This window comes from uncultured Roseovarius sp. (assembly GCF_947489715.1).
In the GTDB taxonomy this organism is placed as follows: Bacteria; Pseudomonadota; Alphaproteobacteria; order Rhodobacterales; family Rhodobacteraceae; genus Roseovarius.
Genome location: NZ_CANLER010000002.1, coordinates 587,116 through 599,581 on the forward strand (window position 1 = coordinate 587,116; position 12,466 = coordinate 599,581).

The 12,466-nt window shown below is 57.7% G+C and carries 11 protein-coding genes and 1 tRNA gene; 2 read left to right on the forward strand and 10 right to left on the reverse strand.

Going from position 1 to position 12,466, the window contains the following annotated elements:
* Window positions 1-101: 101 nt before the first annotated feature.
* The 4 genes from gltB to Q1B27_RS08560 all read right to left on the reverse strand — a co-directional run bounded on the left by gltB (window position 102) and on the right by Q1B27_RS08560 (window position 7,068).
* Window positions 102-4,634, reverse strand: coding sequence for a glutamate synthase large subunit (gltB, locus tag Q1B27_RS08545; protein ID WP_299846428.1), 4,533 nt, complete (start codon window positions 4,632-4,634; stop codon window positions 102-104).
* Window positions 4,631-5,071 carry a GFA family protein gene (locus Q1B27_RS08550; RefSeq protein ID WP_299846430.1) on the reverse strand — a complete coding sequence of 147 codons (441 nt, stop codon included), beginning with the start codon at window positions 5,069-5,071 and terminating at the stop codon, window positions 4,631-4,633. The genes gltB and Q1B27_RS08550 overlap by 4 nt, the downstream gene beginning before the upstream one ends.
* The gene (locus Q1B27_RS08555) at window positions 5,068-5,496 is read right to left on the reverse strand and encodes a GFA family protein (RefSeq protein ID WP_299846432.1); all 429 of its coding nucleotides are present in this window, start codon (window positions 5,494-5,496) and stop codon (window positions 5,068-5,070) included. Before Q1B27_RS08555 ends, Q1B27_RS08550 begins: the two co-directional genes overlap by 4 nt.
* Before the next feature lie 138 nt (window positions 5,497-5,634).
* Window positions 5,635-7,068, reverse strand: a complete 1,434-nt coding sequence (locus Q1B27_RS08560) for an NAD(P)-dependent oxidoreductase (RefSeq protein ID WP_299846434.1) — start codon at window positions 7,066-7,068, stop codon at window positions 5,635-5,637.
* 221 nt (window positions 7,069-7,289) lie between these two features.
* Between Q1B27_RS08560 and Q1B27_RS08565 the strand changes: the two genes are divergently transcribed.
* On the forward strand, window positions 7,290-8,093 hold the full coding sequence (locus tag Q1B27_RS08565; protein ID WP_299846436.1) for an undecaprenyl-diphosphate phosphatase: 804 nt from the start codon (window positions 7,290-7,292) through the stop codon (window positions 8,091-8,093).
* On the opposite strand, the gene Q1B27_RS08570 is transcribed toward Q1B27_RS08565, so the two are convergent.
* Window positions 8,094-9,074, reverse strand: a complete 981-nt coding sequence (locus Q1B27_RS08570; protein ID WP_299846438.1) for a complex I NDUFA9 subunit family protein — start codon at window positions 9,072-9,074, stop codon at window positions 8,094-8,096. It abuts the gene before it with no gap.
* A gap of 144 nt (window positions 9,075-9,218) precedes the next feature.
* Between Q1B27_RS08570 and Q1B27_RS08575 the strand changes: the two genes are divergently transcribed.
* Window positions 9,219-9,304 (forward strand) — tRNA-Leu (locus tag Q1B27_RS08575).
* Window positions 9,305-9,402: 98 nt separating this feature from the next.
* Here the strand turns inward: Q1B27_RS08575 and Q1B27_RS08580 are convergent.
* The 5 genes from Q1B27_RS08580 to Q1B27_RS08600 are packed head-to-tail and all read right to left on the reverse strand — an operon-like array spanning window position 9,403 to window position 12,466.
* Window positions 9,403-9,786: a Na+/H+ antiporter subunit G gene (locus tag Q1B27_RS08580; RefSeq protein ID WP_299846441.1), complete on the reverse strand. Its 384-nt coding sequence runs from the start codon at window positions 9,784-9,786 to the stop codon at window positions 9,403-9,405.
* The gene (locus Q1B27_RS08585) at window positions 9,783-10,070 is read right to left on the reverse strand and encodes a K+/H+ antiporter subunit F (RefSeq protein WP_299846443.1); all 288 of its coding nucleotides are present in this window, start codon (window positions 10,068-10,070) and stop codon (window positions 9,783-9,785) included. The genes Q1B27_RS08580 and Q1B27_RS08585 overlap by 4 nt, the downstream gene beginning before the upstream one ends.
* The gene (locus Q1B27_RS08590) at window positions 10,067-10,567 is read right to left on the reverse strand and encodes a Na+/H+ antiporter subunit E (RefSeq protein WP_299846445.1); all 501 of its coding nucleotides are present in this window, start codon (window positions 10,565-10,567) and stop codon (window positions 10,067-10,069) included. Before Q1B27_RS08590 ends, Q1B27_RS08585 begins: the two co-directional genes overlap by 4 nt.
* A 1-nt stretch (window position 10,568) precedes the next feature.
* The gene (locus Q1B27_RS08595; protein ID WP_299846447.1) at window positions 10,569-12,113 is read right to left on the reverse strand and encodes a monovalent cation/H+ antiporter subunit D; all 1,545 of its coding nucleotides are present in this window, start codon (window positions 12,111-12,113) and stop codon (window positions 10,569-10,571) included.
* Window positions 12,110-12,466 carry a Na+/H+ antiporter subunit C gene (locus Q1B27_RS08600; RefSeq protein ID WP_299846449.1) on the reverse strand — a complete coding sequence of 119 codons (357 nt, stop codon included), beginning with the start codon at window positions 12,464-12,466 and terminating at the stop codon, window positions 12,110-12,112. Before Q1B27_RS08600 ends, Q1B27_RS08595 begins: the two co-directional genes overlap by 4 nt.

Below are 12,466 nucleotides of genomic sequence, written 5' to 3' on the forward strand. Positions count from 1 at the left end.
ACGCGTTACTCATGCCGGTACAGTCCGGCCAAAACCTGCCTGAATTGCGGCAGGTTCTGGGTTTTTACTGAATATTCCCCACAATTTTACGGGGAATTTTCCTATTCTGCCGGCACAGCCTGATCTTCGACACCTAGCGGCGCGGGCAGTTTGTCCAGCATTTCGATGGGGCACACCTGCAGGAAATTCACCTTTTCAACATCCCAGTATTGCAGCAGTTTCTGCGCCTTCGCACTGCCGGTTTCGGCCGCATGACGCTCGATCAGCTCTTCCAGCTCATCCATCCAGTGACCCTCTGCCACCGGGCAGGTCACCAGCGTTTCCGCGTTGATCAGTTTATCCGCGCGCCCGTCAGGATCGTAAAGATACGCCATCCCGCCGGTCATGCCCGCACCGAAATTGGCCCCGATCGACCCCAGAATCACCGCGACCCCGCCGGTCATGTATTCACAACCATTGCTGCCGCAGCCTTCGATCACCACTTTCGCGCCGCTGTTGCGCACGCCAAAGCGTTCACCGGCCCGGCCCGCCGCAAACAGGAAACCATCCGTGGCCCCATAAAGCACGGTATTGCCGATGATCGTGTTCTCGGACGCCTCCAGCGGGCTGGCCATTGGCGGACGCACCACGATGGTACCGCCGCTCAGGCCCTTGCCGACATAATCGTTGGCGTCGCCCGCAACCTCCAGCTTCAGACCCGGCGCCGCGAAAGCCCCCAGCGATTGCCCGGCACTGCCCGCCAGTTTCACCGTCAGGTGATTGGGCTGAAGCGCGTTGTTCATGCCGAAATTCCGCACGATATGGCTTGAAAGCCGCGTACCCACCGTCCGGTCGGTATTCTGCACCGCATAGGAAAGCTGCATCTTCTCGCCATCCTCCAGGAACCGCTGCGCATCCCTTACAATCTCGGCATCCAGCGTTTCGGGCACATCGTTGCGCGGGCGCGTGCGGTCATAGACAATGTCCGCCGCACCATCGACGGTGATCAGCATCGGGTTCAAATCCAGATCATCCAGATGCGCCGACCCACGGCTGACCTGGGTCAACAGATCGGCCCGGCCAATCACATCATCCAATGACCGCGCGCCGATGCTGGCCAGAACCTCGCGCACTTCCTGCGCATAGAATGTGATCAGGTTCACCACCTTGTCGGCATTGCCGGTGAACTTGCCGCGCAGCGCCTCGTCCTGGGTACAGACCCCCACGGGGCAGGTATTGCTCTGGCACTGCCGCACCATGATACAGCCCATCGCGATCAGGGCCGCAGTACCGATGCCGTATTCCTCGGCCCCCATCATCGCCGCCATCACGATATCGCGGCCCGTCCGCAGGCCCCCGTCCGTGCGCAGCGTGATCCGGTCCCGAAGGTTGTTCATGCTCAAGACCTGATGCGCCTCGGTCAGGCCCATCTCCCACGGCAGACCGGCATATTTGATGCTGGTCGCGGGGCTGGCACCCGTGCCGCCGTTATGGCCACTGATCAGAATCACATCTGCCTTGGCCTTGGCCACACCGGCGGCAATCGTGCCTACGCCCGATTGTGCCACCAGCTTCACCGTCACCTTGGCGCGCGGGTTGATCTGCTTGAGGTCATAGATCAGCTGCGCCAGATCCTCGATACTGTAAATATCGTGATGCGGCGGCGGGCTGATCAGCGTCACGCCCTTGGTCGAATGCCGCAAACGCGCGATCAGCTCGGTCACTTTCATGCCGGGCAATTGACCGCCCTCACCGGGTTTCGCACCCTGCGCCACCTTGATCTCCAGCTCTTCGCACTGGTTCAGGTATTCCGCCGTGACGCCAAAGCGCCCGCTGGCCACCTGCTTGATCTTGGCGCTTGGGTTGTCGCCATTGGGTTCCGGCACGAAATGCGCCGGATCTTCGCCACCTTCGCCGCTGTCGCTGCGCGCCCCGATCCGGTTCATCGCCACGTTCAGGGTCTTGTGCGCCTCAGGGCTCAGCGCTCCCAGCGACATCCCCGGCGTGACAAACCGCTTGCGGATCGCGGTCACGCTTTCCACATCATCGACCGAAATCGCATCCCCCATCGGCTTGATCGCCATCAGGTCACGGATATGAATCGGCGGGGCCGCTTGCATCGCCGCCGAATACCGCTTCCACAGCTCATAGCTCGAATTGTTGCAGGCCATCTGCATCATGTGCATGGTTTGCGCGCCCCAGGCATGGGTCTCGCCACTTTTGCGCGCCTTGTAGAACCCGCCGATCGGCAGCACATCCTGACCCCGCGCGTAAGCCTGATCATGCACCTCTTCCAGCTTGGTCTGGATACCACTCACACCGATACCCGAAATCCGGCTGACCAACCCGGGGAAAAACTCGGCGCACATCGCCCGACTCAGACCAATCGCCTCGAAATTGAGGCCCCCGCGATAGGAGGACACGACCGAAATGCCCATCTTGGACATGATCTTGAGAAGACCCTGGTCGATCGCGCTGCGATACCGTGCCACGGCTTCGGTCAGGTTCCCCTCCAGCAGCCCACGGTCGATCCGGTCGGCCAGGCTGTCCTCGGCCAGATAGGCGTTGACCACGGTTGCGCCGGCACCGATCAGAACCGCAAAATAATGCGGGTCGATACATTCCGCCGACCGCACGTTGAGCGAACAGAAAGTTCGCAGACCCTTGCGTGTCAGATGGGAATGTACCGCGCTGGTCGCCAGGATCATCGGCATGCCGATCCGGTCCTCTCCCACACCCCGATCCGTCAGCACCAGGTGCCCGGCACCACTGCGCACCGCATCCTCGGCCTCGGCCCGAATGCGAGCCAATCCCGCCTGCAAAGCGCCTTTTCCCTTCTCGAAGATGCAATCGATATCGGCCACATCCGCATTGAACAGCGTCATCAACGCATCCCATTGCGCGTTGCCGACAAACGGGCTGTCCAGCACCAAAATCTCGGTCTGGCTGCTGCTTTCATCCAAGACGTTCTTCAGGTTACCGAACCGCGTCTTCAGGCTCATCACCCGCGCCTCGCGCAGGCTGTCAATCGGCGGGTTGGTGACCTGGCTGAAATTCTGCCGGAAATAATGGCTCAGCGGCCGGTACCCCTTGGACAGCACCGCCGAAGGTGTATCGTCGCCCATGCTGGCAATCGCCTCTTTGCCGTCCTCGCCCATCGGCGCCAGAATTTGCTCCAGCTCTTCAATCGTGTAGCCCGCAGCGATCTGACGGCGGCGCAGCTCGGCCCCGGTATGGATCGGCGCCTCAGTCACGACCGCCAGATCATCGTCCAGCTCGTTGATCTTGCCGACCCATTCGCTAAAGGGCAGCGCGCGCGCCAGCTTGTCCTTGATCTCGGTGTCGCGGAAAAGCTTGCCCTTCTTCATGTCCACAGCCAGCATCTGGCCCGGCCCCAGCGCGCCCTTGGCCTTCACCGATGCCTCGTCAATCGGCACCATTCCGGCCTCGGACCCGGCGATCACCAGCCCGTCGCCAGTGACGACATAGCGCATCGGGCGCAACCCATTCCGGTCCAGCCCCGCGCACACCCAGCGCCCGTCTGTCATCGCCAGCGCGGCGGGGCCGTCCCACGGCTCCATGACCGAGTTGCAATAGGAATACATGTCGCGCCAGGCCTGCGGCAACTCCTCGGCCTGTTTCGACCACGATTCCGGCACCAGCATGGTTTTGGCCATCGGCGCGCTCCGCCCGGCCCGCACCAGAACCTCGAAAACAGAGTCTAATGCAGCCGAATCCGACGATCCGCCCGCCACGATCGGTTTGATATCTTCGGCCATGTCACCAAAGGCGGCACTGGCCATCCGGATTTCGTGGCTTTTCAGCCAGTTCAGATTGCCCTTGAGCGTATTGATCTCGCCATTATGCGCCAGCATCCGGAACGGCTGCGCCAGCCACCATTGCGGAAAGGTGTTGGTGGAATAGCGCTGATGATAGATCGCAAAGGCGGATTTAAACCGCTCATCCATCAGATCGGGGTAGAACACCGCCACCTGCTCGGCCAGCATCATGCCCTTGTAGATGATCGACCGGCAGGAAAGCGAGGCGATATAAAGCCCGCTGATCCCCGCCGCGATGGCGGCCTTTTCGATCCGGCGGCGAATGACATAAAGCTCGCGCTCAAACGTATCCTCATCCACACCCTTGGCGTTGGAAATCAGGATCTGCTCGATCTCGGGGCGGGTTGCATTGGCCTTTTCGCCCAGACAGGTCACATCGACCGGCACATGCCGCCAGCCATAGATATAGTGTCCCATGCGCAGCACTTCGGTTTCGACGATGGTCCGGCAGGTTTCCTGCGCACCGAAATCCGTGCGCGGCAGAAACACTTGACCGACCGCGACCAGTTGATCCTGCCGTGGCTCATGCCCGGTCCGGCGGATCTGGTCATAAAAGAATGGCACCGGGATCTGCACATGAATGCCCGCGCCATCGCCGGTCTTGCCATCGGCATCCACCGCGCCCCGGTGCCAGATCGCTTTCAGCGCATCAATGCCCGCATCCACCACCTGACGGCTGGGCTTGCCATTGACCGCAACAACCAGGCCAACACCGCAGGAAGAATGCTCTTCTTCCTCTGAATACATCCCGTTTTCGGCCATGTATTTGCGTTTGGCTTCTTCGCCCCGCACCCATTCGGCATCATATTTGGTCATTGGTGTCCTCCATCCGTGGGCTTGGCAAAAATCGCCTCTGCTTCGGCCTGCGTCTTCTTTTCGGTCTCACCGGCAAAGGCATAGCCCGCCGGTTTATGGTCAATGAAAATTTCACTTGTCAGCTTCAGATCGCCCAGATCGTCAAGCGCCCCGGCACAAAGGCCAAAGAACCCGTCGCCGTCACCCAGCTTGCCGCTCGTGCGCCAAAACAGGCCCGAGCCACAGATGCGGCAAAAACTCCGCTCGGCCCAGTCTGACGATTTGTAGATCTGGATGTTTTCTTCGCCCTGCCATTCGATCTGGTCCGGGTTCACGTCCACACCCAACTCGATCCCGCCGCTGAACTTGCGGCACATGCTGCAATGGCAGACATCTATGTGGTCCGGTCGCTGATGCAGGGTGAACCGCACCGCGCCGCACAGGCATCCACCGGTCATCTGTCGCCCTCCGGCGCAAAAGCCGCTTCGCATTCCGCGGTTGTCATCCTGCGGTGATCTCCGGCCAGCGCATATCCCTCTGGGGTCTGATCGGCAAAAAATTCCAGCTTCAGCGGCGCAGCCGCCGCATTGTCGAAAAGACCCGCCGAGATGTGCCGTTGTCCGTCCGCAACCGTGCCGTACCAAAGCGTCGATCCGCAGGTCTCGCAAAACCCCCGTTCAGCCCAGTCCGACGACCGGAAGGATTTTGCCGGGCCATCGAACTCGACGCTGCCGGGGTCGGTTGCCAGGGACATGTACATCGAACTGGTGTGACGCCGGCACATGTCGCAATGGCACGCGCGCACGATCGGCTTGGTGACGGTTGCCGTCACTGTCACTGCGCCACAAAGGCACCTGCCGTTGATCTCGCGTGTCTCGGTCATGTTAACCGTTCCTTCATCCTCCGGGTCAGCGCCTCTGACCTGTCATATTTTGTTAACCGCACCGTGCGCTCCCGACGCGCCGAAACGGCCAGAGTTGCAACAATCTGCGTACACAATTGCAACTGTTGTAACTCTTCCCTACTCGGCGGCGACCGCCTCGGCGGCATTCAGATAGTCCAGAACCGCATCCGCAGTGTCGCGCCCGTCCCGGATCGCCCACACCACCAATGAGGCCCCGCGCACGATATCTCCCACGGCAAAAACCCCATCCATGGCGGTGCGTCCGGTGGTGTATTCCGCCCGGATCGTACCCCAGCTTGTCACCTCTAAATCTTCTTGATTCCAAAGGGTTGGCAGATCTTCGGGTTCGAACCCAAGCGCCTTGATCACCAGATCGGCGGGTTCTTCGGTGATGGCGCCCTCGATCTCTTCAGGTGTCTGGCGGCCACTGACATCAGGCGCGCCCAGACGCATCTGCTGCACCATCACACCCTTGACCGGATCGCCGACAAAGCCTTTTGGCGCGCTAAGCCACTGAAAGATAACGCCCTCTTCTTCGGCATTATTCACTTCGCGCTGACTGCCCGGCATGTTTTCCCGGTCTCGACGATACAGACATTTGACCGATTTCGCGCCCTGCCGAACTGCTGTGCGGACACAATCCATAGCGGTATCACCCCCGCCAACCACCACAACTTGTTTACCTTCGGCGTTCAGCTCTCCGTTATCGAATTCAGGCACAGCATCGCCAAAGCTCAGCCGGTTGCTGGCGGTCAGATAATCAATCGCGCGCACGATACCTTGCGCACCCGATCCCGGGCCTTGCAGATCGCGTGATTTATAGACCCCGGTCGCGATGATTAAGGCATTGTGTTTATTGCGTAAATCATCAAATTGAATGTCTTCGCCAACATTGCAGTTCATTACGAACTCGACACCGCTTTTCTCCAGCAGCTCAATCCGGCGCAAGACCACATCCTTTTCCAGCTTGAAGCCGGGGATGCCATAGGTCAGCAATCCACCACCGCGGTCATAGCGGTCATAAACGACAACCTGTACACCTGCTGATCGCAATATGTCCGCCGCCGCAAGGCCGCCGGGCCCGGCACCAATTATCCCAACAGATTCAATGCGTTCCTGCCTGGGCATGGTTGGCTCAACCCACCCCTCGTCCCAGGCGGTATCGGTAATGTATTTCTCGACCGACCCAATCGTAACCGTCCCATGCCCCGATTGTTCGATCACGCAATTACCTTCGCACAGCCGGTCCTGCGGGCAAATCCGCCCGCAAATCTCGGGAAATGTATTGGTGGCCTGACTCAGCTCATAGGCTTCTTTCAATCGCCCTTCGGCCGTCATCCGCAACCAGTCGGGAATGTTGTTGTGCAAAGGGCAATGCGACTGGCAATAAGGCACGCCACACTGGCTGCACCGCCCCGCCTGTTCCTGCGCTTTTGCCGCCGCATATTCGGCATAAATTTCCTGGAAATCCTTGTTTCGCTCTTCTGCCGCCCGCTTTTCGGGCATGTCGCGTTCAACGGACACGAATTTCAACATCGGTTGCTTCGCCACGGCATTTACTCCAGATTCTCTCGGATGCCGGACCTGTCTAATGGAAACATTGAGCAAAATAAAGTCATAAAGAGTTACCTATTATTAATTATTCCTCACCCAACCGTGCGCACAGGCAGCAATTCGCCAAGAAATTAAATCCGAATCGGACTTAAATACGATCTTCCCTCTGAATCTCAATGGTTTATAGCTTTCCCCGAGGGAATAGCAGGACCCACAGGATGACATTCTTCCATCTGTTTCTGGTCGCCGTCGTGCAGGGCCTGACCGAGTTTTTGCCGGTTTCGTCATCAGGGCACCTGATTCTGTTGCCCCATCTTACGGGACATGAAGATCAGGGCGTTGCAGTTGATGTTGCCGTACACGTTGGCACGCTATTTGCGGTCATCATCTACTTTTGGACCGATGTGCGCCTCGCGATCAGCGGCCTGCCTCGACTGGTGCTTGGCCGGGCCGATACTGACGGCGCACGCCTTGCGCTGTTGCTTCTCATCGCCTCCGTACCGGTGATCGCCTTTGGCCTGATCCTCAAGCTCACCGGTCTTTATGAGGAACTCAGATCCATCAAGACCATTGGCTGGGCAATGCTTGTCTTTGGCGTCCTGCTCTATTGGGCAGACCAGAACGGTCAGACCGACAAGAACGCGAAAGACTGGACCATTTCCGATGCGATGACGATGGGAGTATGGCAGGCCATCGCGCTCATTCCCGGCACATCGCGTTCAGGCATCACCATCACCGGCGCGCGTTTTCTGGGTTACAATCGTGCTGACGCAGCAAAACTTGCGATGTTGATGTCAATCCCGACAATCATTGCAAGCGGTGTTTTTCTTGGCGGAAAGGCCGCGCTGACAGCAGATACCGACTTACTCAACGACTGTGCTATCGCTGCGGCACTCGCCTTTGTCGCCGCCATGCTGGCGCTCAGCCTGATGATGCGTTTGCTCAAGAGCGTCAGTTATACGCCTTACGTGCTTTATCGTATCGCACTTGGCGGCCTGTTGCTGTTCTTCGCCTATAGCTGATCAGGCCCGCAGGTTTTCAGCCGATTCCTTGATTGCCTCATATTGTCCAGCAGGACGGAAACGCCATAGGTAATCAGGCAAAACGGCTTCGGTCGCAACCGGTTCAATCCCCAGATCGGCAAAGCCCTTGGCGCCATCGGCCACAACATTATCCACCCGCAGGTTTTTCACCTGATCCCGGGTGAGCTGTGGCGGTATAATCCCAAGCGAGATGATCTGCACCAGCTCCATCACACCCGCCATGATATTGGCAATCCAGAACGGAATGTTCGCGATAAGACGACGACGCCGAATAACACCCAGCATTTGCTGCATTAATTCCCGGAAAGTATTCACATCCGGTCCGCCCAATTCATAGATACCGGACGCAGCATCGCCCTTAATGCCCATTTCGGCCGCTTTTGCCACGTCGTCTACATAAACAGTCTGAAACTTCGTCTCTCCTCCCACAACAGGCAGAATTGGCCCCAGGCGGGTCATCGATGCGAAGCGATTGAAGAACCCATCTTCTGGGCCGAAAATCACAGATGGGCGCAGGATCACGGCGGTCGGGAAATGTTCAAGAATGCCCTGCTCACCCTCTGCCTTGGTGCGCGCATAAATACTGGAGGATTCAAGATCTGCGCCAATGGCCGAGACATGCACCAGCCGTCCCACACCTTCTTCAGCGGCAAGGCGGGCAATCCGTTCGGCCCCTTCATGCTGCACTGCATCAAAGTTATTGCGCCCCTTGCGATCAAACGTGCCGACGCAGTTCACCACAGCATCCGCACCCTGCATGACCGCCCTGACGCTATCGTCGTCGCGAATGTTGCAAAAAAGAGGCTCAACCTGCCCGACAACACCATAGGGTTTGACATGCATCGCTTCATTCGGACGCCGGACGGCGACACGTACCCGCCAGCCCGCCTTGGCCATGCGTCGCGCGATATATCGCCCAACGAACCCTGATCCGCCATAGATGGTGACAAGCTTGGACATAAGACGCCTCCGGGCTGAAAACTCCGACACTTCTTCCTACTCCCCTACGCGGGTTTCGACAAGTTGATAGGTGACAAGCAATAATCCAAAAATCTCCGTTGACTCCATCTGGGCGCAGAGTTAAACGCCAGCCTTACGACACCTGCCCAGGTGGCGGAATGGTAGACGCGCTAGCTTCAGGTGCTAGTGTCCGTATGGACGTGGAGGTTCGAGTCCTCTCCTGGGCACCAACCAATCATATAGCATATTGGTTTTGCTACAGCTTTTGGCCGCTGCTAGTGAGCACCTTCAGACACGAAATCCAAAAGCGTATTCACCGGGTCAGGCTTTATTCTGTCTCTGCGATGACCTGATCGGATTCTGGCACGTTGAAAGTCGACCACGTGTCGTCGCGTGATGGCGAGGGTGGTGTTTCGCAAGACTTCTTGTGCATGTTCACTTTGGCAATGAAATTCGCCGAGATCGGTGCGGTGACAAATAGAAACGCCATGATCAGCAATTCATGCATCGAACCTTCGCCGTAGATATACGAATGTATCATCGAGGCCAGCAAAAGCGCGCCGACGCCAACGGTCCCCACCTTTGTCGGTGCGTGAAGACGGGTCATCGAGTCGTTAAATTTCAACAGACCGATTGACCCCACAAGCGAGAAGATGGCGCCCACCAGCAGCCAGAACGCAACAAATAGGGTGGCGATGATTTCCAGGGTCATTCGATGATATCCCCTCGTAATACAAAGCGCGCATAGGCGACGGTCGACACGAAACCCAGCATGGCGATGATCATCGACGCCTCGAAATAGATGCGCGTTCCCTGGGTAATGCCCAAAAGGACAATCAAACCGATAGCGTTCACGACCATTGTATCCAGCGCCAGTATCCGGTCACCCGTATCGGGCCCGACGACAAGCCGGATCATGGCCATGATTTGCGCCAGCGCGATTGAAACAAATGCGATGATCAAGGAGATATTCATAAAATCGGCGGCAAGGCTCATACGAAAATTCCTTTCAGGCGACGCTCGTACCGCTCCTTGATCTGGTCGCGGATTTCATCGGGATCAGGGGCATCGAGTGCGTGAACCAGCAGGCTATGACCTTCATCCGACAAATCCGCCGACACCGTTCCGGGGGTCAGCGTTATCGTTCCAGCAAGGATCGTGATGGCTTCGGGCTGTTTCAGCTCAAGTGGAACGACCACCCAGGCCGGGCGCAGCTTAGAGTTCGGCCGTGTCAGCACGATCCAAGCAACCTGCACATTGGCGACTAGAATGTCCCATAGCACCAGCAGCATGTAAGGGATCATACGTGTCAGACGAAAAGCGCGCGGTCGGTCCGGCCACCAGACGACCGTCACACGCGGAATAATGATGCCAAGGATCAGGCCAAACACAACCATCCCAGAGGTGACACTATTTTGCAGCAGCACCCAGACCACGGTCAGAAGCAACGTGAGAAAGGGGTGCGGCAACAGCCAATGATATGCTCTGATCATCTTAATGTGCCTCCGCTTTGCCGTCGCTGAGTTTGCCGGGCGTTTCCAGCACCGTCGAGACATAACGATCTGGATTAAAGAGCTGCGTTGCCATTTCGGCCATATATTTATGGACCTGTCCGGCAAATACCGTGTGCGCGATCAACAGGCTCAACAAACCGCCGACGGCGACGTAAGAGAGGCCGTTTGGACGTGCGGCACGCGACTCGGGCTCTGGGTGTTCAACGCTTGTCGATTTCCAGAAGACCGTGCTGCCCGCGCGCGCAAATCCTACTACGCCGATCAGACTGGAGCTAAGCACTATAACCCACGTCCATGACATCAACGGCGAGGTGAAAGCCGCATCGAGTATCAGCAGCTTTCCAACAAAGCCCGAAAGCGGCGGAAGGCCTGTCATGGCAATCGCGCCGGTAAAAAAGAGCGCAGCTGTCAACGCAGCGCCGGAAACCGGTGGCATTGTTGTCAGCTGCAGGCTGTCACGGCCCGCGCGAGTCAGGTCTACGATCAGGAACAGCGCTGCTGCCGCCAGGGTAGAATGCACGATGTAGTAAAGCGCGGCAGCGATGCTGACCGGTGTAAACATCGAAATCGCAACCATCACCATGCCCATCGAACCGATCACTGCAAAGGCTACCAAACGGTCGAGCTTGCGCGCGGCAAGAACACCCACCATGCCAATCGCCAACGAAATCAGCGCGGCCGGTAACAACCAAAGCCCGTGAAGCCCCGCTGTGACTTCCAGGTCGGGTGAAAAGATCATGGTATAGACGCGAATGATCGCGTAGGCACCAACCTTGGTCATAATGGCGAAAAGCGCAGCAACCGGTGCAGGGGCCTCTGCATAACTGGATGGCAACCAGAAATGCAGCGGCACCAGCGCAGCCTTGATTGCAAAAACCAGGAGCAACAGAACCGACGCGATGCGAATGCCCACGCTTGCGGCAGGATCAATTAACCGAACTCTCTCGGCCAGATCCGCCATGTTGAGCGTCCCGGTTTCGGCGTAAATCGCTCCCAAGGCAAATAGAAATAGGGTCGAGCCCAGCAGGTTGAACAGCACATATTGCACGCCTGCCCTCAGGCGTTCGTTACCTCCCGAATGGATCATCAACCCATAGGACGCGATCAGAAGCACTTCGAAAAAGACGAAAAGATTGAAAAGGTCACCGGTCAGAAAGGCGCCCATGATACCCATCAACTGGAATTGAAACAGTGCATGAAAATGCCGCCCACGATCATCCCAGCCCGATCCGATCGCATAAAGCAGCACAAAAAATGCCAACACTGCCGTCAGGAGAATCATCAGCGTCGACAGCCGGTCGCCGACTACGACAATGCCAAAAGGCGCGGCCCAATCACTCAGCCGATAAAGAATTACTGTCCCGTCCGAAGTCTGCCAGGCAAGACCTGCCGCGATGGCAATCAACGCCATAACGCCAACAACGGAAAATACTCGCTGAATACCGATGTGGTAGCGCGCCGCCAGAACGATAAACGGGGCCAAAATCGCAGGAAGAACAACCGGCAGAATGATCCAATGAGTCATGCGGTATCCTCCGGCATGACATCTGCCGGTTCAGCAGGATCATCCACATGGTCATCGTCCGATCCCAGATATGCGCCAAGCGCGATCATCACGATCACCGCTGTCATGCCAAAAGAAATCACGATGGCTGTCAGCACCAGCGCTTGCGGCAACGGGTCGGTATACTGTTCGACACCCTTGATCAGGATGGGCGAGGCACCAACGGTCAGCCTGCCAGAGGCAAAGAGAAAAACGTTCACCGCATAGGTCAGCAATGAAATGCCCATGATCACCGGAAAGCTGCGCAAGCGCAGTACCAGATACAACCCGGCGGCAGTCAGGATGCCAATGGCAGATGCGACTAGCAATTCCAT